The organism is Streptomyces iconiensis (genome assembly GCF_028657195.3).
Lineage (GTDB): Bacteria > Actinomycetota > Actinomycetes > Streptomycetales > Streptomycetaceae > Streptomyces > Streptomyces iconiensis.
This window is the reverse complement of sequence record NZ_JANCPR020000009.1, coordinates 205,602-230,883: the sequence shown is the minus strand read 5'-3', so window position 1 is coordinate 230,883 and position 25,282 is coordinate 205,602. Positions and strand designations below refer to the sequence as shown.

The window sequence follows — 25,282 nt, the reverse complement described above, 5'->3', positions numbered from 1 at the left end:
CAGAAGACTTGACCATTGCCAGGCCGACTCCCGCGGCCTTCAGCTGCGTGCCGACAGTGGCGACGTAGTCCCCGAATCGGAGGGTGCTCTTGCCCAACTTTTCGCCCCAGCTGCGGAAAGCGGACGCAGAGACGCCGTCCCAGTCCACCTCGCCGATGTGCTTGGTGAGTTCGTCCCCGGCTTTCTTCAGCTCCGAGGCCGCCGTCCAGAGTGCGTCGCCCACGTCTTCCAACTGCTGGGGCATGGCGCCCTCGACCATGTCGACCATGTCGTTGAGCCGGTATGTGTCGAAGTCCGTCGTGGGGAGCGGCGGCAGGAACTCCGGGCTCAGAACCAGAGGCGGCTTTCCGCCGTACTGGTCGAACGGAGCGCCTGTACGCGTCAGCTGGGGAGCGACATTGGGCTCCCCCATCTTGTCCATTTCCTGCGGGGTGTAGCCCGATCCATCCGGCTGGCCCGTTTTGGAATCAGTAACGCCCCCTACAGGCCCTGGCGTCCAGTACCCGCCTGTCGTGCCTCCCATAGCTGCGCCTCCCTTCGATGCTGTAGCGGTCAGTAGTTGTTGTCGTTGATGTCCGAACGACCCTTGTCACCCGTGACCGTGTCCTCGTACCTGTCACGCACCCGGCTCTGGAGCTTCCAGAACCGTCGCTGCTGTTCCACTTCAAGGTTGTCAAAACCGACATCCGCGCCATGGACCGCGATTCCGATGCATTCGAGCTGATCCCCGATCGTCTGGGACAGCCTCTCCAGCTCGGCGTGCACCGTCCTGTACGTGCTGAACAGATCCTGTGCCTCGGCGAACTCGTAGCCCGTGCTGCTGAGGGCGCCCTCGGAGATCGTCTGGCCAGCTACGCCCGTCTTGCCCGCGACGCTGCCCTCAAGGTTCCTGAGGATGCCGTCGACCTTGGTCTTGAACTTCTGGAGCTCACCCGCGCCGCGCTTCAGGTCGCTCTTCGTCGGGGCCTCGCCGTTCTTCTCCACCGACCAACCCACAAGGACCTCCCCGTCCACCCGTTGCCGTGCCCGTAGCGCGTCGTGCGCCCACAGTCACTGTAGCCACAGCATACGACTGTCCCAACTGCAAATCAGCGCGGGGCAGTTGATTGGTGCATGTCTGTGGCATCAAACACTTTTCTATCAGGCGCCACTGTCACCGGTCTGTCGGCGGCGGCGCCAGTCGCGGTAGACGAGGGAGCTGCCGATGACCACCGCGAGGAGGGTGCCGCCGCCTACAAGGACGTAGGTCCCCAGCCTCTCGTTCCGCTCCTGTTCGGTTTCGCCCAACTGGAGTTTGGCGGGCGTCGGTTTGCGCCCCTTTTCCATGCCTTCCTTCGCTGTCGGGCGGTTGATGCGGTGTTCGTCCTCGGTGAGGGCGCGCACGGGGTCGATGACGCCCCAGCCGACCAGTCGGTCATGGCCTGAGACGGAGCGTTCGGCTGTCTGCTCGATCTGGGCGACGATGTTCTTCTGTGTCCACTTATTTGCCCCGTCGTTGTGCTTTGCACGTAGAAGGGCAGCAACGCCCGCTACGTAGGGTGCGGAGAAGCTGGTGCCGTTGTCGGCGCAGTGGCCGCCCTTGGGGACGGTGGAGATCATGTCGACTCCGGGAGCTGCCACGTCCACGAACTCGCCGGACTGCGAGAAGGGCGCCCTTTCGTTGTTGCGGTCCGAGGAGGCGACGGCGAGGACGCCGGGGTACGAGGCGGGGTAGGTCTCCTTGACGTTGCCGCCTAGGCCGTCGTTGCCGGCGGAGGCCACGACGACGACGTTGGCGCGCAGGGCGCGGTTGACGGCGCGTTCGAGCGAGGACTTCGGGCTGAGGGCCTGCGCGGTGTCCTGGGAGATGTTAATGACGTCGGCGCGCACCCTCACGGCGTGGTCGATGGCCGCCGCGAGGGTGTCGGCCGTGCCGCTTCCGTTGGCGTCGTTCTGCTGGATCGGGATGATCGTCGCCTTGGGCGCGAGGCCGACGAACCCGGTGTCGTCGGCCGGGCGCGCGGCGATGATACCGGCGACCTTCGTACCGTGGCCGACGCTGTCGGTCGTTCCGTTGGCCTTGCCACGGGGCTGTACGCGGCCGGACTCGTCCTTCTTGCGCTTCTTCGGCAGCAGGTTCTTGCCCGACTTGGTGTCGACGGCGTCCTTCAGCTGCTTGTGCTCCGTGCTCACGCCCGTGTCGATGACGGCGACTCGGACGCCCTCACCCTGATCGGTGTCGCGCCACAGCTCGTTCAGCAGTACGCGCTGGAGGGACCAGGGGCGGCCCTTGTACGCCTTGGAGGGGAAGCTGCACTGGGTACTGACGTCCGCGGCGGCCGGCGTCGCCGTCGTGACCGTCAGGGTGGAGGCGGTGACGGCGGTCGCGGCTGCGAGCGCCGCGAGGCGGCTTGTGCGGGGCCGTGTGGTGGCGCCGGGGCCTCGGGGGTGGTTGCGCTGCATGTCGTCGTCCCCCGCCCTCAGGAGCCCTGCGGCTGCAGCGCGCTGCCCGTAGAGAGACGGGGTCCCGTGGGCAGGAAGGTCGACCATTCGACGGGGATGGGAGCGACCTTGACCTTTTCGTACCCGAGCCGCCGCTGGGCGAGCTGGCCCTCCTGCTGTTCCTGTTCCACCTGCGCCTTGGTCTTGCGCTTGCCGTCCTCGCCGATGCCCGACTCGTCCCGCTCGCTGTCGCTGTTGGACTGCATCGCGTACCGCAGGCCGGTGTCGGTGACGAGGAAGATGCCGCCCACGCCGGTGCTGCGGCCCTGTACCTGGCGGAAGAGCTGGCCGGTGCCAGGGGTGACGTACGCGCTGGTGGAGCCGGCCGGGATCTGCTCGGGGAAGTCGTCGCCCGACCAGGTGCTGAGGGTGGTCCGGTTCTTGCCGTTCACCTTGCGCAGGACGTTGCAGGCGACGTTTCGGCTGCCCGGCTTGGTACTGGCCGAGTTGACGGCATGGCTCTTGTCCTCGGGCCACCTGAGGTTTCCCGGGAACTCGCCGGTGGGCGAGAAGGCGCTGGCATTCACGTCATAGGGCTTGCTCTGCTGGAGGCTGAGCAGCTGCTTGGAGCTGAGCAGGAGTTGGCCGACGAAGTCGCTGACCGGCATGACTCTCCGGTTCAGCACGAGGTACTGCTGCCTGTGGTTGCCTTCGGGCGCCCGAATCACGGTGCCGATCTTGTTGGTCTCCGTGTCGAGACCTGGCACGTTCGCGGGGCTGCCGACCCGGCCGGGGACCTGCGGGAAGGAGAGGTTGTCGCCCTGGTGGAGCGTCGCGAGCCACTGGCGGGACACACGCTGGGGCTTGCGGTTGCCCGTCAGGATGCGGAGCAGTGTTTCGTCGTCAGGGAGTGCGTAGCGCCGACCTTTCCTGTCCACCACGTAGAGCCGGTCGTCGGGGCCTTGTACGAAGAGGAGTTCGCCGCCGTGCAGCCGGTTCTTGCCCTCGACCTTGTTCCGGTCGCGGTCTCCCAGGACGAACGCGCCCTTCTGGACCGCCCGTTGGCCCTCGCTGGGGCGCTCGCACACGGCCCAGCGCTTCTTCCTGCCCGCTTCGTCCGGCTCGGGCAGCCGGTCGGGGGCATAGGGAATGCCGATGGTCGGTCCGTGCGGGAGCTTGCCGCTGTCGAGGACCTTCTCGTCAACCTCGACGATGTCGCCGGACTTGCCGGGGTCGAGGATCAGCTTGGCGGAGGCGAGGTTGAGCACCGGGTGGAGCTGTGTCTTGCCGTCGGTCCGCAGGACGACGTAGCGGGTGGTGGAGTCGGAGCCGATGATGACCTTCTCCTTCGGCTTGTCCCATCCGTCGGGTGCCTTGGGTTTGAACATGCCCCAGGCTCCGAAGCCCGCAAGGATCACCACACCGATGATGATTCCCGGAAGAATGCCGCGCAGGGGCCGGGGAGCGCCCTCTTCGGTACCGGTGGGCGAAGGCTGGAGAAATGCCGCGACCATCCGCTTCTTCGCGAATGTATAGGCGTTGAGCTCGTCGCGCCGTGATGCCATGAGTGAAAGACGCTCCCCTGAAGTCCCTGCTGTCCCCTGTAGCTTCCGGCGGGTGCCACTGCCGGAACGCGCCCCGTCCACCGGGCTTCGGAACGTCGCGAGACGCTGCCGGTTGTCGGACCGGGCACCTACTATGCCGGTTGGGGATTGTGTCGCGCCGCTCCGGTATCGTGATCGCCCGCTCAACTCCCCAGACGGATGGGGCGAATTCGGACAAAGAGGGGGCCAGCAGGGATGGGATCTGCGACGCGGGCGCGGGGTGCCGCGAGCACCCCGAGGCGCCCTGGGCCCGACCCGGCCCGGCGCCCGGGAGCCGCCACACCCGCGGCACGCGCACCGCGCCCGCAGGTCCCGGCCTCCACGACGCTGCGATCCGAGTCGCGGACGAGCAGGCTCGGCCCGTTCCAGCTGCAACAACTCGTGCTGCTGGAGCTGGCGGGCGCCGTCCTGCTGGTCGCAGCCGCCGCCGGCCGGCTGATGCTGGTGCCGGCCGTGGTGGTCGCCGCGCTGCTCGTGGTGCTGGCGCTGATGCGCCGGCACCAGCGCTCCGTGCGGGACTGGGGCGGGACGCTGCTCGCCCTGCGGGCCCGCAGGCGCGGGGCGGCCGAGCCGCTGACGCCTGCGATGGTGCTGGACAGCGAGGGGGAGCGGGTCGATGCCAGCTTCCTGCCTCTCGTGGAGTGCGCGCCGGGACTGAGGACGTACGCCTACCTGGACAAGAAGCGCCGCACCATAGGGATGCTCGGTGACGGCTCGTTCCTGACCGCCGTGGTGCGTATCGAGGCCGGGCCCAGTGCGCTGCGGCCCGCGTTCGGTTCGCGCGCGCTGCCCCTGGCGCTCGTACAGGACGCGCTCGACGTGGACGGCATCGCGCTGGAGTCGGTCCAGGTCGTGCAGCACGTACAGCCCGCTCCTGCGCCGCATCTGCCGGACCAGTCGGTGGCGAGGCGCAGTTATGGCCCGCTCCAGGAGCAGACCGGCTCGCCCGCGCTGCGGCTGACGTGGGTGGCGCTGAAGCTGGACCCGGAGCTGTGCCCCGAGGCCGTCGAGGCACGTGGTGGCGGCCTTCAGGGAGCGCAGCGCTGCCTGGTGCGTGCGGCGGACCATCTGGCGAGCCGGGTGACGGGCGCCGGGTTCGTTTCGACGGTGCTCAACGAGGAAGAGCTGATATCAGCCGTGGCGACCTCGGCCTGTGTGAGCCCGGCCGCCACCGCGCGGGCGAGCAGGCCGGACGCGGCTCCCGCGCGGCGTACGGCCGAGTCGGCGCGCGCCTGGCGGTGCGACGACCGCTGGCACACGTCGTACGGGGTCGGCCGCTGGCCCGAGTTGGGCCGCGCGGCGACCCCGCTGCCGAGGCTGGTGGCGCTGCTGACATCCGTTCCCACGCTCACCAGCACCTTCAGCCTGACGCTCGGCCGCTCAGCGCGGCGCGGCGCTGTGACGGTCAGCGGCCATGTGCGGCTGACCGGCCGTTCGGACAACGAGTTGGTGGCGGCGCGCAAGCATCTGGAGCGGGCGGCCCGTTCGGCCAAGCTGGGGCTCATACGGCTCGACCGTGAGCAACTCCCCGGCGCCCTCGCCACACTGCCACTGGGAGGTGTCCGCTGATGGGTACCGCGAGCAGGCTGGGCCGGGCGATCACGGGCCCGCGCCGTACGGAACACGCCGTACCGGGTGACCACTTGGCCGCACTGTCGCTGCCCATAGGCGACGACGGGGTGGTGGTCGGCAACGACGCGGAGGGCCGCCCGCAGGTGGTGGGCTTCCACCATCCCTCCGCGTACAACGCCGTGCTGATCGGCGGCCTCTGGACGGCCCAGGTCCTCGCGCTGCGCCTGGCCGGAACGGGCGCCAGGGTGGCGGTGGAGACCGGCAGGGCGCACGTGTGGACGAACCTGGTGCAGGCGGCGGGTGCGGGGCAGGAGTGCATCTCCCTCTTCGACGTCGGCCGCGTGCCTCCCATGGGGCCGACGGTCAGCAGTCCCGTTCTCGTCATACGGGACTGCGGTATGCGGCCCCCGCGCGGGCGTGTGGCCGCCATGCCGTGGCAGTCGGTGCTGACGCTGCTGCCGTATCTGAGCCCCGTGGCACCCAGGTTGCTGCGCAGCGCGGACCTCGTGGGCGTCCAGCGGGTCTCTCCTGACGAGGCCCAGCAGATCGGCCGTCTCATGCAGCTGCCGCGTCAGGAAGTGGAGGCGCTGTCCACACTGGGCGACGGCGTGACACTGTGGTGCACGCGACGCGACCGGCAGTACGCGCTGACGCAGCCGACGGACGCGGAGTCCGGACTGCTGGGGACGCCGCGCCGGCTGGACTGAACCGGTCCCGTAGCGGACATCCGCGGCGGAACACGGGCGGCGGGTTGCGGATGGCAGCTGCTGACCGGCGGTTGGCGGTTGGGCCGGGAAGCGGCTGATGGGGCGGCTGGGGAAACGGCTGAGGGGTACGTCCGAAGTTCGGGACGTGCATCCGGTTGTGCCGCCCACGGGTGGAGTTGGAAGGTTCGTCCAGGGGGCACACTTCCTTCCTCCACAGGCTGCGGGGCCGCCCTGCCGTAACGGGAGTTGCGATGATTAGGCTGGACTGACGCGCGTGGGCTGGCGTGCGGCAAAACCGGGGTGAATGACCACAGCAGGAGGCATTGTGAGCAGCGATCGGGACGAGATCCGCGTCGGCGGGACCATGCCCGGCTCCGATCGGCTCGATGCGGACGATGCCGAGCACGAGACCGAGTCGACAGGCCAGTTCACCATCGACTACACCCCTCCTGCCTGGTATACGCAGGACGCGGGCGGTCCGCCTCCGGCGAGCACGCCAGGGCCCGATCCCACCGAGGCATCCGCGAACGAGCCCGCAGCGCTCGCCCCCGACCCCGCACCCGAACCGTCCGCCTCGCCTTCGCCGGTCCCCTTCGGGGAGCGGGAGAACGCGCGGGAGCCGGAGTCCGGGTGGCCCGGAGGTGCCGGACAAGAGAGCGCCGCGGAGGCTGGCGAGTTCGACAGCAACGCCGGAGAGTTCGCCAGGGAGCGGCCCTCCGGGTCCTCATCCGAGGCCATGGGTGCGGGCGAGACGGCTGGGGACGACACCACTTCGAGTGACGCCGCTTCCCACTCGGCAGCTACGGGTGGAACGGCTACGGGTGAGACAGCTACGAGTGGCCCAGCTACAGGTGGCACGGAGGCTGCTCGCGGCGCGTTCGCCGAGGAGCCCGGGTACGCGCCCGCCGGCGCTACGTCGTTCCCTCCTCCGCCCCCGAACCCGCCCCAGGCGACGCCCGTAGCGGAGAACCGGACCTCGGCGCCGGAGAGTGACGCACACGCGGACGACGCCCAGCTCGTGCCGGAGCACGGTGAGGGTGAGGGCGCGGAGGACGGCTGGGCCGGCGAGGGCGCCGCAGTCGCCGACGAACCCGGTACGGGTGAACCCACTGCGGACGAGCCCGATTCGGACGAGCCCGCCGCCGGTGACCCCGTAGTCGGTGGCCCCGTAGCCGACGAGGAAGGCGAGTCCCCCGAGCACACGGGCGACATCGAAGACGGCGCCACCGTGCGCTTCTCCGCCGCGGCGCTGCGTCGCGAGTTCGCCGCGTACGCCACCAAGGAGCGCGAGCAGGAGCAGGAAGAGAACGGGGCCACACCCGAGGGCCCCCAGGACGGCACCGCCCGGAAGAACGGGGCGGTGAACGAGACGTCAGGCGCGGTGAACGACACGCCATCCGGGAGCGCCTCAAGCCCCCTGCCACCGGCTCCGGTTGAGGGCAGCGCCCCTGCTTCCGACGGCAACGCGCCGCAAGACCCGGCCACGGCCGCCGCCGACGCGCCCTCCGGCTCGGGCCCCGACGCGCACTCGGGGCCGCAGGACTCGATTCCCGCCTCCTACGACTTCGCACTGGAGGCGCCGTCGAGCGAGCGCCGGATCGCGGACGCACCGCCCGCTCCCCCGCCCGCCGAACCCAGCGACGCCGAGCCCCAGGACGCCGTGCCCCCGCACCCGCTCACGCCCGCAGCTCCGCAGGAAGCCGCACCGTGGGCCCCTGCACCGGCCGACAGCGGTGGCGGCACCGGCGGAGGTGCGCCCGGACTCCCGCCGCTGCCGCCTGACTTCCAGCCCGCAGCCGCGACGCCGCCTCCCGCGGGTTCACCGTGGCCGAAAATGCCGGACACGTCGGGGCGCTCCCAGCAGCCCCCCGCGCAGGGGCAGGCCCCGCCGCCCCAGCAGCCGCCTTCCCCGCCCTCGCCGCAGCAAGCGAACCACCCCCAACACCCCCAACAGCCGCACCAGCCCCCGCAGTCGCAGGCTCCGGGCGCGCTCCCGCACGCCGCCCAGGGCGGGTACGGGTATCCGCAGCCGGGCCAGCCTCAGCCAGGACAGCACCAGCCGCAGCCGCAGCCGGGCCAGGGCGCGCAGGGCATGCCCGTACCGCCCGGTGGTACGCCCCCTGTGCCGCCCGCACAGCACGGGCAGCCAGGCCAGCAGCCCGGTACGCCCGCACTGCCTCCGGCGTACGCGCCTCAGCAGCCCCAACAGGCGCCCCACGTCCCGGCACAGGGCCAGCCGCCGCAGGCCGGTTACGGCTACCCGCCACAGCAGCAGGGGCAGGCACAGCCCGGCCGGCCGCAGGGCGCACAGCCGCAGTCCCCCGGCGCCTTCCAACCGGGCGGGCCCGGCCACCAGCCGCTGCCCCAGCAGGGCCAGCAGGGCTCGCAGGGCGGCCGGCACAACGAGCAGGGCCAACCCGTACGGCAGCCGACGCAGGGCGGTCAGCAGAACCCGCAAGGCCAGCTGCCCCAGCCTCAACCCGGACAGCCTCACCCCGGACAGGCACAGCCCGCCCAAGGCCAACACGGCCAGCAGCAGCCCGGACAGGGCCAGCCCGGAAACCCCGCGCAGGCGCACTCACCGCTCCAGCCCCACCCCGGTGCCGTGGACCCGCGTCGGCTGGACCAGTCCGGTTCACCGCTCGGCTACACGGCCGCCGTCGAGCTGTCCTCGGACCGGCTGATCAACAGCAAGAAGAAGCCGCGCCCCCAGACTCCCCACAAGGCCAGCCGGTTCCGCTTCGGTGCCAAGAAGGAGGAGGCGGAGCGGCAGCGCAAGCTGGAGCTGATCCGTACGCCCGTACTGTCCTGCTACCGGATAGCGGTCATCAGCCTCAAGGGCGGCGTCGGCAAGACCACGACCACCACGGCGCTGGGCTCCACGCTCGCCACGGAGCGCCAGGACAAGGTCATCGCGATCGACGCCAACCCGGACGCGGGCACCCTGGGCCGCAGGGTGCGCCGCGAGACCGGGGCCACCATCCGGGACCTGGTCGGCGCGATCCCGTATCTCAACAGCTACATGGACATCCGCAGGTTCACCTCGCAGGCGGCGTCCGGCTTGGAGATCCTGGCGAACGACGTCGACCCGGCGATCTCGACAACGTTCAACGACGACGACTACCGACGCGTCATCGACGTGCTCGGCAAGCAGTACCCGATCATCCTGACGGACTCGGGAACGGGCCTGCTCTACTCCGCGATGCGCGGAGTGCTGGATCTCGCCGACCAGTTGATCATCATCTCCACCCCGTCGGTCGACGGCGCGTCCAGTGCCAGTACGACGCTGGACTGGCTGGCAGCGCACGGGTATTCGGACCTGGTGCAGCGGAGCATCACGGTGATCTCCGGGGTCCGTGAGACCGGCAAGATGATCAAGGTTGAGGACATCGTCGCGCACTTCGAGACGCGGTGCAGAGGCGTGGTGACGATCCCGTTCGACGAGCATCTCTCCGCCGGTGCCGAACTGGACCTGAGCCTGATGCGGCCCAAGACGCGCGAGGCGTACTTCAACCTGTCCGCACTGGTCGCCGAGGACTTCGCACGCGCACAGCGCGAGCAGGGCCTCTGGATGGCGGACGGCGGCAACCCGCCACCCCAGCTCGCCCCGCCCATGCCGGGCCAGGGCCAGGTCCCGGGCCAGCCACAGCAGGGCCAGGCCCCGGGCCCGCCGCCCGGCCCGCACCAGGCCCAGCAGCCGTACTCCCCGCCCTACCCCCAGCAGCCCCAACCGGGCAGCGGCTGGCAGCAGTAGAGCCACGCCGGCGCAGCCGAGCCGCACACGGCGAAGGGGCCGAACGGAACACTCCGTTCGGCCCCTTTTCCGTCGCTGTCGGCTTTTCCTCCGCTGTCGGCCTTTCCGCCGCTGTCGTCGTCGCCGCCGTCGCCAGGCCCAGCCTCAACCTCAGCCGGAGACGAGGTGGCGGGCCTCCCTGACGTCCTCGGCCATGCGCGCCTTCAGCGCGTCCAGCGTCTCGAACTTCTCCTGGCCACGGATGTACTCCAGGAAGTCAACGGCCACGTGCAGCCCGTACAGGTCCAGGTCGACACGGTCGATGGCGTATGCCTCGACGGTGCGTTCCGTCCCCTCGAACTGCGGGTTCGTCCCCACGGAGATCGCGGCGGGCATGGCCTCGCCCTCCACGGTCAGCCAGCCCGCGTACACACCGTCCGACGGGACGGCGGTGTGCGGGAGCGTCTCGACGTTCGCCGTCGGGTAGCCCAGCTCGCGTCCGCGCTGCGCGCCGCGTACGACGATGCCCTCGACGCGGTGCGGCCTGCCCAGAACCTCCGCCGCGCCCCGCACGTCGCCCTCGGCGACGAGCCGGCGGGTCAGCGTGGAGGAGAACGGCTCACCGCTCTCGGCACGTTCGAAGAGGTCGACGACGATCACGTCGTAGTCGTAGGTCTCCCCCAGCTCGGCGAGCGAGTCGACATTGCCCGCCGCCTTGTGGCCGAAGCGGAAGCTCGGGCCCTCCACGACGCTGCGCGCGTGGAGCTTGTCGACCAGGACCTTCACCACGAAGTCAGCGGGTGACAGCTTCGAGAAGTCGGAGGTGAAGGGCAGCACCAATACCGCGTCGACACCCAGGTCAGCCATCAGTTCGGCACGCCTGTGGTGCGGCGCCAGCAGCGGGGGGTGGCTGCCGGGCCGTACGACCTCGCTCGGGTGCGGGTCGAAGGTGACGACGACGGCGGGTACGCCCAGTTCCCTGGCCCGGTCCACCGTCCTGCCGATGATCAGCTGGTGCCCACGGTGCACCCCGTCGTACGAGCCGATGGTGACGACGCTGCGCCCCCAGCCCTCGGGGATGTCCTCCAAGCCACGCCAGCGCTGCACGTCCTGCTCCTCGCCGATACCTAGTTAGCCAGTGCCTGAGCCGATGGTGATGACGATGGTTCTCGCCGGTCCAAGGGTGCCATGCCGCGCGACGGTGCCCCGCAGGGACCCACCTCCGCGCCCCGTACGCCCCCGCCCGGTCCTGGGATACGCCCCCACCCGATACCGGCCCCCGCCCGATACGGGGAACGGGCGCCCGTCTTCCGCGGCGGCGCCCGTCTTGCAGGGCGACGCCAGTCGGACCGTTCCGCGCGCTCTCCCCCGTACGGTCACGGCTGCCGTCCCTGTCCCGCCTGTCCCCCGTACCGTCCCGGTCGGCCCTCGCCGTCCTGCGGCCGGGACCGGTCGTCCAGGGAGTCGCACATACGGCGTGCGCTGGGCCCCACCACCGCTGTCCACGCCCCGGGGGACCCGGCCACCCACTCCCTTACGGCCCCGGCGAACCCGGGCAGCTCGCGGGCCAGTCCGACCAGCCCTCGGTCGAAGGAGGCCGCTCCCTGCGGCGTCCTCGCCATCCGCAGACCGATGCGCCGCACCAACTCTCCCTCCGGCCACTGCCCGGCCGGGCTCTGCCCCGCCCGGTGCTGCCCGGCGGCACCCAGGTCGGCAGCTTGTCCGTCCTCAGCTCGCCGTCCCAGCCCGTGCCGGACGACCGCGTCCAGTGCGGCCTCCAGTACGGGAAGCTCCCGCTCGGCGACGAGAAGCACATCCAGTAGTTCGTCCCTCAGCGCCCCCTCCCCCGAACCGAGCGCCCTGGCGAGCCCCGCGCGGAAGGAAGCTCCCTGTGTACGCAGCAACTCGTCCACCAGTGGTCGCATCACCGCGCGAGCTGCGGGACCGTGGCCCAGCCGGCGCCGTACGAAGGCGGCCACCGCATCCTGGGCACAAGTAGGGCTCCGCGCGGCGTATTCGCGCACCAGTAGTGCGGCGCGACGGGCCAGAGCGGGCGTACGCACCTCAGCCAGCGCGCGCAGCACCTGGGCCTGGGCGGGCGCCACCGAGCGACCAGGCTCCGTGAGTCCCGGCCGCATCACGCCTGGCTCCGTCACACCCGCCTCCGGCAGGCCAGGCCCCGTCCCGCCCGCCTCCGTCAGGAGAGCGTGGAACGCCGCGAACACGGGCTCGGGATGCGTGGAGAGCGCGGCACCCAGCGCGCTCGCCAGTTCCGCGTCCCCGGTGGCGGCGAAGCGCTCCAGCCCGGCCCCGAGGTACCGGGAACGGCTGCCCGGATCCCGTACGAGGAGCGCCAGCGCTGCATGGTGCAGCGTGCGGTCGCCAGGCCGGTCCAGCAGGGCGGCGGCGGCGCGGCGCAGGGGTTCCCTGTCGCTCTCCGTACGGATGCGGCGCGCGGCGCGTACCCCGTAGGTGGCAGCGGCCACCCGGCGTTCGGCACGGGTGTCGTGGGCCCAGCCCTCGACAGCGCGGCACACGGCGGACGGCTCGTCGTGGACCAGTTCGGCGAGGAGTTCGTCGGCGCGGGGATGCGCGGCGTCCACAAGGGCCTCGACGAGGTCGTCGACGGCACGGTGGCGGAACGTGTGGAGCAGCGCCTGGGCCGCCGTGGCCACGGTGGGCGCCAGTTCGGGGCCGGCATCGCCGCGCTGCCGCAGGGGGCGCAGGTCGCTGAACCACTCGCACAGCAGCCGCTGCACGGCCCTCGGCTCGGCCTGGAGCAGGTCACCGAGCACATCGAGATACCTGGGCCGGCGGTCGCCCCGGGACGCGTCCTCCTCGGACCACGCTTCGGGCACGTAGGGCGGGTCGGCGGGCAGCAGCAGCCGGAGCAGTTCGGCCTTCTCGGCGGTACGCAGCGGCAGCCGCCGCCAGAACCACGGCCCGAAACCCTCCCACAGGGCACGCCGCCACTCCTCGCTCCCGCCCCCGCCCGCCGCGTCCCTCTCGCTCCCACCCGACACCGCATCCGCATTCCCGGCCCCGGCCCCCATCCCGGCACCGGCCGCGCCTACCGCCGCGTCCACGGCCGCCGCTGCGACCCGCTCCGCGAGGGCCCGGAGCACGCGCGTGTACGGGCGCGCGTCCTGGACCCGCAGCAGGGTCGCGGACAGCAGGTGTGACGCCCACCAGACGGCGTCGTCCGCGAGTTCGGCGCGCGCGTCCGCGCGGGGCGGCCCCAACTCGCCGACCAGGCGCAGCAGTCGCTGTGCCAGCGCCTCGGGCCCCGCCCTGCGCCCGCGCAGCAGCAGTGCCTGTACGACAGGTCCGAGCCGGTGGCGGGGCACGGGTACCGCAGCGCTGTCGCTCCTGCGGTGGACGAGCGCGTCCAGTGCGCTGTCCAGCTCCAGGTGCCGGCCCTGCAGCCAGTCGGCGAACTCCTCGTCGGCGAACCGGTACCCGTCTCCCGCCGGCCCGAGCACGCCCTCGGCGAGCACGGCGGGCGCCCAGCCGCCGCCCCAGGGGAAGAGTTCCTCGAACGCCGCGCGGCTCAACTCCCCCTGTCCAGGCCCCAGACAGCGCCGTGCCGCCTCGTGCAGCCGACCCGAGACACGTGCGGCCAGGCGGCGCATCGCGCTGCCGTACCGCCCCGTGGGCCGCTCTCCCGCCACGAGGCGCAGAGCGACGCGCAGGCAGACCAGGTCCAGATGGGCCGAGAAGATCTGCGCACGCGAGGGACGCGCGTGCCCCTGCCCTGTCTGCGCGGCCCGTACCTCGGACAGCATCCGCATCGCCAGGGGGTGGCCGGCGTCGGCGGGCGCGAGCGCCCCGTCGGGCAGGCCGTAGGCGGCGCGTGCCCGGGCCGCCAGCCGCTGCGGCAGGTCGCCCAGCCGTACGCAACCGGGCAGCGGGGCTCCGTCGTCGCCCCGCGGCGCACGGGCGGGCCCGGGACCCCGTGCCGGGTCCTGTCCGGCCGGCGTCGAGGGATCGCCGCTGGTCAGCGCAGCCGCCGCGCCGCTGCCCGGCGTGTGGAGCATGTCTCCCGGGAAGGGCGCTACGGCCTGCTCCCAGTACTCGGGACCGCACGCCACCGCCATCCGGGCGCCGGAGGCCCGCAGCCAGCTGGCGGTGCCGATGGTCCACTGGCGCAGCCTGTACGCGAGTTGGGGCGGCATCTCCTCGGGCGCGTCCAGGAGGACGAGGAGGGGGCGGCCCGCCGTGCGGGCGAGGCGCGCGACGACGTCCGGGTTGGCGTCCCCCGGGTCGCCCACGGTCTGCTCCGTGCGCGCGGCCTCCCATGAAGCGGTGACGATCCGCCCGGCCGCTGCCAGGGCACGCGCCACGGCCTCCCGTACGCTCCCGTCGTCAGCCCGCAGGTCGGCTCCGCGCAGCCAGACGGTCGGCGCCGGCGCCGCACCCCGCGCCCGGCGTGCCGCGAGCGCGGCGAGTTCCGTCGTACGGCCGGTGCCCGGCGGCCCCACCAGGCCGACGACGGACGCGGGGCCGGCGGCGAAGGCGCCCAGTTCCCCGGCTACTTGGGGCCGCGCGACGGCACGCGCGCACCGTTCGACCGCGGATCCGACGGAGGTGGCGGTCAGTTGCAGCGCGCCGGCCAGGTTCAGGTCGGCGCCGAACCCGGGGACGCTCGCGCCGTTGCGCCGCAGCAGCACGCCGAGCGGCCCTTCGGGTGCCAGCACGCCGGCCGCGTACAGCGGTACGGCGTATCCGCAGGCGCGTCCCGGCGTATGGAGCGCCGTGCCGAGGACGCCGAGAACGGAACCGGTGGCGACGTCCAGGACGGGTGCGCCCGACACCCGCCTGCTGAGCCGCAGTTGGACGCTGGCGGCCTCGGGCAGCGCCAACTCCAGTACCTGTTCCAGAGGGTGGTAGCGGTCCGTCGAGGTGTAGGTCGCGGCAACGGTTCCGCTGACCGTGGCCGGGATGGGCTCCTCCCCCGCGATGACCACGGCCGTGCCACCCAGGTGCGGGCGTTCGGCCCCGATGACCAGGGGCGTGAGGCCGAGCCCTTCCGTACGCAGGAGCGCGAGGTCCCATTCGGGCAGGGGCGTGATGTCGCCGCTCTCGGCGAGGAACGTGCGGTCCCCCGGCGCGTGCACGACGGCCCTGCTGAGCCCGTCCACGGCTTCGTGGCTGGTCACGAGGGTGCCGAGCGAGTCGGCGAGGAAGCCGGAGCCCCGTGCCCGGCCTGCCAGGTCACAGATCCTTACCAGCGTGGTTTCCCCACGCACCGCCGACATCGCCCGAACCTCCACGCTGGCCCGCCCCGCTCGGACGACCGTAGAGCGAAGATGATCAGCGGCACAGGGCGCGAGCCGAACGCGCCCCCGTCCGCGCCCAGGATTCACCCCGAGCGCCTGCCCGTTGGGGTGAATCGCCGTCTCCGACGGGATATAGAGACTTCGGGGAGCAGGAGGGGGATCGTGGGGCGGGCGCCGTGCCAGGACGCCCGTCCGCGCGGGGCACGCGTACGAGCGGCCCGGCGCCCGCCGCACGGTGAGGGTTCAAGAGTGCTCCGGCGAGGAGCGGTCAGGCGAAGACGGCCAGGCTGCGTGCCTTGCCGTCCTTCTCCTCCACGAGCGCGACAAAGCTGTCAGCCGGCCCGAAGACGGCGACGGGCCCTTCCGCCTCGGCGAACGAGACGGGCATCCGCAGCTGCGCACCGTTCCCGATCAGCCGGGCCTGCTCCTCGCTGACGTCCCAGCGCGGGAAGTACGCGGCAGCCGCCTGGCCCAACGGCAGGGAGGGCAGCGGCTCTTCGGCGTCCACGTACTCCTGGAGCTTCTCCAGCGTGTGCGCCCCGTCCAGGCCGTAAGGGCCCACGCGGGTGCGCCGCAGGGCCGTGAGATGGCCTCCCGTACCGAGCGCGGCGCCAACGTCCCGGGCGAGCGCGCGCACGTATGTGCCCGACGAACACGCCACGGAGACCAGGAGATCGGTGACCGGGGTGCCGTCCTCGGCCGTCTCCTCGTGCAGGTCGTGCACGGCGAACGAGGAGACCGTCACCGGCCGCGCGGCCAACTCGACGTCCTCGCCCTGCCGTACCCGTTTGTAGGCGCGCTGACCGTCTATCTTCACGGCGCTGACCGTGGAGGGCACCTGGAGGATGTCGCCCGTGAGCTTGGCGACGGCGGCTTCCACGGCCTCGCGGGACAGCCCGGAGGCGCCCGCGGAGGCGGTCAACTCGCCCTCGGCGTCCTCGGTGACGGTGTCCTGTCCGAGCCGGACCGTGGCGACGTATTCCTTCTCGGTCAGCGCGAGATGGCCGAGCAGCCGGGTCGCCTTCTCGGTGCCGAGTACGAGTACCCCCGTCGCCATCGGATCGAGCGTCCCCGCGTGTCCCACCCGCCGCGTACGGGCCATGCCGCGCAGCTTGGCCACGACATCGTGCGAGGTGAACCCGGCGGGCTTGTCGACGACGATGAGCCCGCCGGGGCCGTTGTCTCTCCTGCGTGCCACAGTCTCAGGCGCTCTCGTCCTCGCCGCGCTCACGGCGTGCGGGAGCGCCCGTGGCGGCTTCGCCGGCCGCGTCCGGCTCGTCGGTCTCTTCCTCGTCGGCCTCGTCGGATTCGTCCGCCTCGCCCGGCTTGCGGTACGGGTCGGCCTCTCCTGCGTAGGAGGCGCCCGACGACGCCTTGCGGACCTCCTCGTCGGCGGCGCGCGCCCTCGCGAGCGCCTCGTCGATCGTCTTGGCGGTCTCGGGCACGGCGTCCGCCACGAACGTGAGACTCGGCGTGTGCTTGATGCCCGCCGCCGCGCCGACGGCCGAGCGGAGCACGCCCTTGGCGCTCTCCAGGCCCGCCTCGGCGGCCTTGCGGTCCTCCTCGTCACCGAAGACGGTGTAGAAGACCGTCGCCTCCCGCAGGTCACCGGTGACCCGGGTGTCCGTGACGGTCACGTGGGTGCCGAGCCGGGGGTCCTTGATCCCGCGGTGCAGCTTCTCCGCGACCACCTCACGGATGAGGTCCGCCAGCCTCTTCGCCCGTGCATTGTCGGCCACTGGTCCGTCTCCTTGCTCATGCGCTCAGTCGTCATCATCGCCGTGGATCCGCCGCCGTACGGACAGCAGTTCCACCTCTGGCCGCGCGGCGACAAGCCGCTCGCAGCGGTCCAGCACATCGGTGAGGTGCCCCGCTTCGCCCGAGACCGCCGCGAGGCCGATGTGGGCCCTTCGGTAGAGGTCCTGGTCGCTGGTCTCCGCCACGCTGACCGCGTACTTACGGTGCAGCTCGGCGACGATCGGACGGACGATGGAGCGCTTCTCCTTCAGCGACCGTACGTCGCCGAGGAGCAGATCGAAGGACAGTGTCCCTACGTACATACAGTGCGGGTTGAGCCACCCGTGGGGCCTTGGGTGCACCCCCCGGCGGTGGCCGGGGGCGTACGGGTCACTGGAACCGTACACGCAACGGCCGGGGCCGATCGACGGAATTCCTTCCGCCGACCGGCCCCGGAAACGCGCTGGGTTCTTCCCGGCCGGAGCCGGACGGGACTCAGCCGCGGGGCTTCTCCCGCATCTCGTACGTCGCGATGACGTCGTCGACCTTGATGTCGTTGTAGCTGCCGAGGTTGATACCGCCCTCGAAGCCTTCACGGATCTCGGTGACGTCGTCCTTGAAGCGGCGCAGGCCCACGATGTTGAGGTTCTCCGCCACGACCTTGCTGTCGCGGAGCACACGGGCCTTGGTGTTGCGCTTGACCTCGCCGGAGCGGATGAGAACACCCGCGATGTTGCCCAGCTTGGACGAGCGGAAGACCTCGCGGATCTCCGCCGTGCCCAGCTCGACCTCTTCGTACTCCGGCTTCAGCATGCCCTTCAGGGCCGCCTCGATCTCCTCGATGACCTGGTAGATCACCGAGTAGTACCGGACGTCGACACCCTCGCGCTCGGCCAGCTGCGTGGCACGCCCCTCGGCGCGGACGTTGAAGCCGATCACGATCGCGTCGGAGCCGGTCGCCAGGTCGATGTCGGTCTCGGTGACCGCACCCACACCGCGGTGCAGGATGCGCAGGTCGACCTCTTCGCCGACGTCGAGCTGGAGCAGCGAGGACTCAAGGGCCTCGACCGAACCGGAAGCGTCGCCCTTGATGATGAGGTTGAGCTGCTGCACCTCGCCCGCCTTGAGCACCTTGTCCAGGTCCTCCAGCGAGACGCGGCGGGTCCGCTTGGCGAAGGCCGCGTTGCGCTCACGGGCCGCACGCTTCTCGGCGATCTGACGGGCCGTACGGTCCTCGTCGACCACCAGGAAGTTGTCGCCCGCACCAGGAACGTTGGTGAGACCGAGCACCAGGACGGGGGTCGAGGGACCCGCTTCCTTGATGTTGTTGCCCTTGTCGTCGAGCATCGCGCGGACGCGGCCGTAGGCGTCACCGACGACCATCGTCTCGCCGACCGTCAGGGTGCCGCGCTGGACCAGCACGGTCGCGACGGCGCCGCGGCCACGGTCCAGGTGGGCCTCGATCGCGATGCCCTGCGCGTCCTGGTCGGGGTTGGCCCGCAGGTCGAGCGAGGCGTCCGCGGTGAGGACCACGGCCTCCAGCAGTTCCTCGATATTCAGACCCTCACGGGCCGAAATGTCGACGAACATGGTCTCGCCGCCGTACTCCTCGGCCACCAGCCCGTACTCGGTGAGCTGACCGCGCACCTTGGTCGGGTCGGCACCCTCGACGTCGATCTTGTTGACCGCGACGACGATCGGGACCTCGGCCGCCTTGGCGTGGTTGAGCGCCTCGACGGTCTGCGGCATCACGCCGTCGTTCGCCGCGACCACCAGGATCGCGATGTCCGTCGACTTGGCACCGCGGGCACGCATGGCGGTGAACGCCTCGTGGCCAGGAGTGTCGATGAAGGTGATCTTGCGCTCTTCACCGTTCACCTCGGTCGCCGCCTGGTAGGCACCGATGTGCTGGGTGATGCCACCTGCCTCGCCCTCGATGACGTTGGTCTTCCGGATCGCGTCCAGAAGCCTCGTCTTACCGTGGTCGACGTGACCCATGACGGTCACGACCGGCGGGCGCGGCATGAGCGCCTGCTCGCCGCCCTCGTCCTCGCCGAACTCGATGTCGAAGGACTCAAGAAGCTCGCGGTCCTCCTCCTCCGGGCTGACGATCTGAACGGTGTAGTTCATCTCGTCGCCGAGAAGGTTCAGCGTCTCGTCGGAGACGGACTGGGTCGCGGTGACCATCTCGCCCAGGTTGAACATCACCTGGACCAGCGACGCCGGGTTGGCGTTGATCTTCTCCGCGAAGTCCGTGAGCGAGGCACCACGCGACAGCCGGACGGTCTCGCCCTTGCCGCGAGGCAGCATCACGCCGCCGACCGACGGCGCCTGCATCTGCTCGTACTCCTGGCGCCTCTGCCGCTTCGACTTGCGCCCACGGCGGGCGGGCCCGCCGGGACGGCCGAACGCGCCCTGTGTGCCACCGCGGGCACCGGGACCGCCGGGCCGGCCGGCGAAACCGGGACGGCCGCCGCCACCGGGACGACCGGCGAAACCGCCGCCGCCACCGCCCGGACGACCAGCACCGCCACCGCCACCGGGACGACCGGCGAAACCGCCGCCGCCACCGGGACGGCCTGCGCCGCCACCAGCACCCGGACGACCGCCGCCGCCCGCACCGGGACCGCTACGGCCGGGGCCGGGACGCGGGCCGGCAGCGGGACGCTGCGGCATCATGCCCGGGTTCGGACGGTTGCCTGCCGGACCACCGGGACGCGGGCCGCCCTGGGGGGCCTGCGGACGCGGCATGTTGCCGGGCGTCGCGCGACCGCCACCGGGAGCCTGCGGGCGGGGGCCGCCACCCTGGCCGCCCTGCCCACCCTGACCGGGCTTGGGCGGACCGCCGGGCTTCGGACCCTGGCCGGGCTTGGGGGCACCACCGGAACGGGGCGCCTGCGGGCGTGCCATGCCGGTCGAACCACCGGAGGTGAAGGGGTTGTTGCCCGGACGCGGCCCGGAGGGACGCGCACCCGGCTTCGGGGAACCCTGGCCCTGGCCCGGCTTGGCGCCCTGGCCCTGACCGCGGCCACCCTGACCGCCCTGGCCCTGACCGCCCTGACCCTGGCCGCCCTGGCCGCCCTGACCCTGACCGGGACGGGGCGCCTGGCTGGGCTTCGGGGTCTGGCCGGGCTTGGGACCGCCGGGCTTCGGCGTACCGGGCGCCTCGGGCGGGGCCTGGAACTCGGGCCTGGAGGGGGTCACGGGCTGCGCCGGACCCGGCCTCGGGGCACCGGGCTTGGGCGTGCCGGGGCTGGGGGCCTCGGCCGTGTCACCGGTCTCGTCCTGAGCGGGGCTCGGGGCGGGAGTCTCGGGGGCTGCCGGAGCCTGGGGAGTCTCGTCGGCCTCGGGGGCCGGCTTGGGAGTACCGGGCTTCGGTGCGCCCGGCTTGGGGGCCTCGCTCGTACCCGGCTTGGGTGCGGCGGGCTTGGCGGCTGCCTTCTTCGGCGCCGCGGGCTTCGCTGCGGACTTCTTGGCGCCGTTGGCGCCACTGCCCGCGTCGAATGCGTCAGTCAGTTTGCGAACTACCGGCGCCTCGATGGTCGAGGACGCCGAACGGACGAATTCTCCAAGTTCTTGGAGCTTGGCCATGACGACCTTGCTCTCGACTCCAAGCTCCTTGGCGAGCTCGTATACCCGGACCTTAGCCACTTCGCTCCTTACGGCCCGGGGGATCGTCCGCCGGACCTTCGCTACTTATGCATGGGCGTACTCATCGCGTACTCATCGAGTGCTCATCGCAATCTCGACCTACTTCCAACTCGCGAGGTACCTCTCCGCACGGAGGTTCCGTACGGGCTGTCTTACGGTGTTGCCTGTGCTGTCGTTGCCGCCCGCTCGACGGTCTCCCGCAGTTCCTGGAGATCGAACGGACCCGGACCCCGGAAGGCCCTGTTGAACGCCCGGCGCCGGACGGCCTGCTCAAGGCAGGCCGGAACGGGGTGAACGTAAGCACCCCGGCCGGGCAGCCTACCGCGAAGATCGGGAATCAGGCTTCCCCCGATCAGCACTACACGCAGCAGACGCCTCTTGTCCGAGCGCTCCCGGCAGCCCACGCAGGTTCGCTGAGGGCATGCCCGGTCACGCATTCGGCCAGACACTATTTAAGTCTACCTCCCCGAAGCCCTTGAACCCCTTGGGGGGTAAGGGCGCCGTTACTCAGGAGCAGCACCGGCGGGCCGCTCCCGGCTGTCAGCCCTGGTCCACCGTCCGGTCCGGGGCCCTCTCGGGGCTCTCGGCGCCTGCGTCCGCGGTGTCAGGACGGATGTCGATGCGCCAGCCCGTGAGCCTCGCTGCGAGGCGGGCGTTCTGGCCTTCCTTGCCGATGGCCAGCGAAAGCTGGTAGTCGGGCACGGTCACACGGGCCGAGCGGGCGGCCAGGTCGACGATCTCCACCTTGCTCACCCGGGCCGGCGAGAGCGCGTTGGCCACCAGGTCGGCGGGGTCGTCGGACCAGTCGACGATGTCGATCTTCTCGCCGTGCAGCTCCGCCATGACATTGCGCACACGGCCGCCCATGGGGCCGATGCAGGCGCCCTTGGCGTTCAGTCCCGAACGTGTCGAGCGCACCGCGATCTTGGTGCGGTGTCCGGCCTCACGGGCGATGGCGGAGATCTCGACGGAGCCGTCGGCGATCTCGGGCACCTCCAGCTCGAAGAGCTTCTTGACGAGGTTGGGGTGGGTACGCGACAGCGTCACGGAGGGGCCGCGTACGCCCTTGGCCACGCGGACCACATAGGTACGCAGGCGGGTGCCGTGCGAGTAGTCCTCGCCCGGGACCTGCTCCTGCGGGGGCAGGATGGCCTCCAGCTTGCCGATGTCCACCAGCACGCTCTTGGGGTCCTTGCCCTGCTGCACCATGCCCGCGACGACATCGCCCTCGCGGCCCGCGTACTCGCCGAAGGTGACTTCCTCCTCGGCGTCACGCAGCCGCTGCAGGATGACCTGCTTCGCCGTTGTGGCGGCGATACGGCCGAACCCTGTGGGGGTGTCGTCGAACTCCCGGGGCTCGGCGCCCTCTTCGAGGTCGTCGGCGCTCTCCTTGGCCCATACCGTCACATGCCCGGTCTTCTGGCTCAGCTCGACGCGTGCGTCGCGCCTGCTGCCCTCGGTGCGGTGGTACGCGATGAGGAGGGCCGACTCGATCGCCTCGACCAGCAGGTCGAGGGAGATCTCCTTCTCCCTGACCAGCCCTCGAAGGGCACTCATGTCGATGTCCACGGCTACGCCTCCTCCTTGCTCTCGGTGTCGTTGGCCGCGGACTTCTGCTGCGCTTTTTCGGCGGCCTTGCGGTTGAACTCGATCTCCACGCGCGCCTTGGCGATCTCGCCGTAGGCGAGGCGGCGCCGCGTGGGCTTACGTCCTTTGACGCCCGGGACCTCGACGTCGAGGCCCTCGTCGTCCACGTCGGTGATACGGGCCGTCAGCTCGCCGCCGCCGGCCTCCTCCGTGAGCTGGGCTCTGATGAGCCTCCCGACGGCGCGGCGGTAGTGCCGCTGCTCGGTCAGGGGACGGTCGGCACCGGGAGAGGTGACCTCCAGCACATACGGCGGCCCACCCATGGCGTCGCTCTCGTCCAGCACCTCGGACAGCTCGCGGCTCAGCTCCGCGCAGGTGTCGAGCTGAACTCCACCGTCAGCGTCCACGACGACGCGCAGAACGCGCCGCTTTCCGGCCGGGGTCACGTCGATCTCTTCGAGATCCAACCCCCTCTTGCTGACAAGCGGTTCCAGCAGTCCGCGCAGCCTCTCGCTCTGGGTGGTGCTCATCCGGGTGACTCCTCGGCCGCGTGTGCTGTTGTAGGGGGCCTTGTGACGGGGGGCGTGTCGCTGCCAAGCCTATCGTCTGTGGCGGGCCCCGCCGACCCGTTGAAGGACCCGCTGAGGGAAAGGGGAACTGTGGGACGTCCGGGTACGGGCCGCGCACGGCGGGGGTGGCCCGTAGGACCGGCGGGAACGTCCACGGGTACCCTCACGTGGCGGTGATCACCGCCACGTGATGCTCAGATGCCGGGCGATGCCCATGTTCAGGGAGTGCACCATGTCGCTCACGCCGCCACAGGCCGCAGCGGGACCACGCAGGAGGTCGGTGCTGGCCGGCGCGCTGGGTGCCGTCGGCACGGCAGGAGCGGGCGCCGGGCTCCTGACCGGATGCTCGGGCGAGGGGACCTCGGCCGCCACCGTGGACGCCGAACGGTCGGACGAGGCAAGGCGCCTGCGGGCGCGTACGGCACGCGAGAGCGAGACCCTGCTGGCCCGTTACGACGGCACCCTGGCCGTGCATCCCGCGCTCGCCGAGCGGCTGCGCCCGCTGCGCGAGGAGGTGGCGCGGCACATGCGGGTGCTGCGCGACGTGAGCGGAGCCGCCACCGCCTCGCCCTCACCCTCCGGCTCGTCCGCCTCTCCCGGCGCCTCCCCCGCACCGTCCCGGTCCGGGACGACGGGTGCGCCGCCGAACGGGCAGCCGGGGCCCTCGGCCCCTGAGCCGCGGCACTCGCCCGACAGGGCGGCCGTACCGCACGACGAGAGGGAAGCGCTCAGCGCGCTGGCGGGCGCCGAACGGCGGCTGGCGGACGCGCGCACAGGTGCGCTCGCCGACGCACCCCCGGAACTGGCCCGGCTGCTGGCCTCGGTCGCCGCCTCCGGCGGGGCCCATGTGTACCTCCTCGAACAGAGCGGAGCCGGCAGATGACGGAACTCGCCGCCGCCCAGGCCGCGTTGCGCGCCGAACACGCCGCCGTCTACGGGTACGGCGTCGTCGGCGGGCGCATCACGGAGGAACGCAAGAACGAGGCACGCGCCGCCTACGACGCACACAGGGCACGCCGGGACGCGCTGCGCAGGACCGTGCGCGGCCTGGACGGCAAGCCAGCGCCCGCCGCAGCGGCCTACGCGCTGCCGTTCGCCGTGCCCGACAGCGCAGCCGCCGTCCGGCTCGCCGCCGAGCTGGAGGACCGGGTCGCGGGGGTGTACGCGGACCTCGTACGGGCAAGCGAGGGAGCGCGGCGGCGGGAGGCGGCGGGGGCGCTCCGTGAGGCGGCCATCCGGTCGGCGCGCTGGAAGGGAAGCGGCGTAGCCTTCCCAGGTCTCACCGAACTCGGCTCAGCTGACGCGCCCGCGACCCCCTCGGGCTCGCCGAGCGGGTCCGGCGCTCCCGGCGAGTTCTGACCCTGCCTCTGTGCGCTTCCCGTACGCGCACCGCTCTGAAAGGCCAGTCCAGGAATGCCTTCCGTACTGCCCCTCGAACCCCCGCAGCGGCTGGTGCGCGCCCTGGCCTCGCAGCCCGGCTCCGAGGCGGTCACGAGGGCACAGAACTGGCTGGGCGACCTGCCGGCGCTGCTGGAACGGCAGTTGGAGGAGTGGGAGCTGACGGCCGAGCGCGTCGTCTCCCCCGGCGGACGCAGCAGCCTGGTGGTTCTCGTACGGCAGTCCGACGGCCTCCCCGCCGCGCTGAAGCTGGTGGCGCCCGACGGGGCTCCCGCGCCGGTACGGGCCGCACGCGAGTACGAGGCGCTGACGCGCTGGCACGGGCTCGGGGCCGTACGCGTGCTGCGGGCGGCGCCCGAGGAGGGCGCGCTGCTTCTGGAGCGGCTGCGGGGCGAGGTCTCGCTGCGGTCGCTGCCCGAGGCGAAGGCCACGCTGGAGGCCGTCTCCGTGGTGCGGCGCCTGTGGGTGCCCGCCGGGGACAGCACCGTGTTCGAGACCGTCGCCGAGCACACCCGGAGCGAGGCCGCGCTGATGCGCGGTGCCGCGCCCGACGAGGCGCTGCCCCTGGTGGAAGCGGCGCTGGAGGCGCGGGACACACTGCTCGCCGACCCTCCGCCGGGCGAGGACTCCGTGCTGCTGCACGGCGACTTCCGGCAGGGCGCCGTGCTCGGCGCCGCCGCGGCGGCCGAACGCGCCCCCTGGCTGACTGTCGGCCCCGATCCGCTCGTCGGCGAGCCCGCCTACGAGCTGGCGCGGCTCGTGCGCGACCGGCTCCACGATCTGATGGCCTCGACAGGTGCCGCAGCCGCGACCCGGCGCCGCGTCAACAAGCTCGCCGACTCGCTGGACGTGCCGCGCGAGCGGGTGCGGCTGTGGGCGCTCTACCGCGCGGTCGAGTCAGCGGTCCGCCAGTCGGCGGGCGGCAACCGGGCCGACGCGGAGATGCTCCTCGAATTCGCCTCCTGGCTCTGACCGGCTCTGCGTCTGCGCCCCGCGCCCCGGCTGAGGGGCCAACTCCCTGCCA

At 71.8% G+C, this 25,282-nt stretch carries 18 protein-coding genes; 6 read left to right on the top strand and 12 right to left on the bottom strand.

Annotated elements, in window-relative coordinates:
• Nucleotides 1-552 precede the first annotated feature (552 nt).
• The 3 genes from NMN56_RS11880 to eccB form a co-directional block, all read right to left on the bottom strand.
• The gene (locus tag NMN56_RS11880) at nt 553-996 is read right to left on the bottom strand and encodes a DUF2563 family protein (protein ID WP_274044019.1); all 444 of its coding nucleotides are present in this window, start codon (nt 994-996) and stop codon (nt 553-555) included.
• A gap of 144 nt (nt 997-1,140) precedes the next feature.
• Nucleotides 1,141-2,442 carry a type VII secretion-associated serine protease mycosin gene (gene mycP, locus NMN56_RS11875; RefSeq protein ID WP_274044020.1) on the bottom strand — a complete coding sequence of 434 codons (1,302 nt, stop codon included), beginning with the start codon at nt 2,440-2,442 and terminating at the stop codon, nt 1,141-1,143.
• Between the two features lie 17 nt (nt 2,443-2,459).
• Nucleotides 2,460-3,986 (bottom strand): type VII secretion protein EccB, encoded by a 1,527-nt coding sequence (gene eccB, locus NMN56_RS11870; protein WP_274044021.1) that lies wholly within the window; start codon nt 3,984-3,986, stop codon nt 2,460-2,462.
• A gap of 234 nt (nt 3,987-4,220) precedes the next feature.
• Here eccB and eccE point away from each other — a divergent pair, with 234 nt between their 5' ends.
• The 3 genes from eccE (at nt 4,221) to NMN56_RS11855 (ending at nt 10,058) form a co-directional block, all read left to right on the top strand.
• On the top strand, nt 4,221-5,594 hold the full coding sequence (eccE, locus tag NMN56_RS11865) for a type VII secretion protein EccE (protein ID WP_274044022.1): 1,374 nt from the start codon (nt 4,221-4,223) through the stop codon (nt 5,592-5,594).
• Complete coding sequence (locus NMN56_RS11860; protein ID WP_274044023.1) at nt 5,594-6,304, top strand: hypothetical protein; 711 nt, start codon at nt 5,594-5,596, stop codon at nt 6,302-6,304. Before eccE ends, NMN56_RS11860 begins: the two co-directional genes overlap by 1 nt.
• Nucleotides 6,305-6,629: 325 nt before the next feature.
• Nucleotides 6,630-10,058: an SCO5717 family growth-regulating ATPase gene (locus NMN56_RS11855; protein WP_274044024.1), complete on the top strand. Its 3,429-nt coding sequence runs from the start codon at nt 6,630-6,632 to the stop codon at nt 10,056-10,058.
• Nucleotides 10,059-10,208: 150 nt separating this feature from the next.
• On the opposite strand, the gene NMN56_RS11850 is transcribed toward NMN56_RS11855, so the two are convergent.
• From NMN56_RS11850 to rimP, 9 genes are all read right to left on the bottom strand, one after another.
• Nucleotides 10,209-11,144: a bifunctional riboflavin kinase/FAD synthetase gene (locus NMN56_RS11850; RefSeq protein WP_274044025.1), complete on the bottom strand. Its 936-nt coding sequence runs from the start codon at nt 11,142-11,144 to the stop codon at nt 10,209-10,211.
• A gap of 269 nt (nt 11,145-11,413) precedes the next feature.
• Nucleotides 11,414-15,295 (bottom strand): trypsin-like peptidase domain-containing protein, encoded by a 3,882-nt coding sequence (locus tag NMN56_RS11845; RefSeq protein ID WP_274044026.1) that lies wholly within the window; start codon nt 15,293-15,295, stop codon nt 11,414-11,416.
• Between the two features lie 289 nt (nt 15,296-15,584).
• On the bottom strand, nt 15,585-16,514 hold the full coding sequence (gene truB / locus NMN56_RS11840; RefSeq protein ID WP_274044027.1) for a tRNA pseudouridine(55) synthase TruB: 930 nt from the start codon (nt 16,512-16,514) through the stop codon (nt 15,585-15,587).
• Nucleotides 16,515-16,518: 4 nt separating this feature from the next.
• Entirely contained in the window at nt 16,519-17,055 is a 537-nt protein-coding gene (gene rbfA, locus NMN56_RS11835) for a 30S ribosome-binding factor RbfA (RefSeq protein ID WP_274044028.1), read from the bottom strand.
• A 24-nt stretch (nt 17,056-17,079) separates the two neighbouring features.
• Nucleotides 17,080-17,376, bottom strand: a complete 297-nt coding sequence (locus tag NMN56_RS11830) for a DUF503 domain-containing protein (RefSeq protein WP_274044029.1) — start codon at nt 17,374-17,376, stop codon at nt 17,080-17,082.
• Nucleotides 17,377-17,548: 172 nt separating this feature from the next.
• Nucleotides 17,549-20,704, bottom strand: coding sequence for a translation initiation factor IF-2 (gene infB / locus NMN56_RS11825; RefSeq protein WP_274044030.1), 3,156 nt, complete (start codon nt 20,702-20,704; stop codon nt 17,549-17,551).
• A 152-nt stretch (nt 20,705-20,856) separates the two neighbouring features.
• Nucleotides 20,857-21,153, bottom strand: a complete 297-nt coding sequence (locus tag NMN56_RS11820) for a YlxR family protein (RefSeq protein ID WP_274044031.1) — start codon at nt 21,151-21,153, stop codon at nt 20,857-20,859.
• A gap of 91 nt (nt 21,154-21,244) precedes the next feature.
• The gene (gene nusA, locus NMN56_RS11815) at nt 21,245-22,273 is read right to left on the bottom strand and encodes a transcription termination factor NusA (RefSeq protein ID WP_274044032.1); all 1,029 of its coding nucleotides are present in this window, start codon (nt 22,271-22,273) and stop codon (nt 21,245-21,247) included.
• Between the two features lie 2 nt (nt 22,274-22,275).
• Nucleotides 22,276-22,821 carry a ribosome maturation factor RimP gene (gene rimP / locus NMN56_RS11810; RefSeq protein ID WP_274044033.1) on the bottom strand — a complete coding sequence of 182 codons (546 nt, stop codon included), beginning with the start codon at nt 22,819-22,821 and terminating at the stop codon, nt 22,276-22,278.
• Between the two features lie 271 nt (nt 22,822-23,092).
• On the opposite strand from rimP, the gene NMN56_RS11805 reads away from it, so the two are divergent.
• The 3 genes from NMN56_RS11805 to NMN56_RS11795 are packed head-to-tail and all read left to right on the top strand — an operon-like array spanning nt 23,093 to nt 25,230.
• Nucleotides 23,093-23,743 (top strand): hypothetical protein, encoded by a 651-nt coding sequence (locus NMN56_RS11805; RefSeq protein ID WP_274044034.1) that lies wholly within the window; start codon nt 23,093-23,095, stop codon nt 23,741-23,743.
• Nucleotides 23,740-24,219, top strand: a complete 480-nt coding sequence (locus tag NMN56_RS11800) for a ferritin-like domain-containing protein (RefSeq protein WP_274044035.1) — start codon at nt 23,740-23,742, stop codon at nt 24,217-24,219. The genes NMN56_RS11805 and NMN56_RS11800 overlap by 4 nt, the downstream gene beginning before the upstream one ends.
• A gap of 54 nt (nt 24,220-24,273) precedes the next feature.
• Nucleotides 24,274-25,230 (top strand): aminoglycoside phosphotransferase family protein, encoded by a 957-nt coding sequence (locus tag NMN56_RS11795; RefSeq protein ID WP_274044037.1) that lies wholly within the window; start codon nt 24,274-24,276, stop codon nt 25,228-25,230.
• Nucleotides 25,231-25,282: the final 52 nt, after the last annotated feature.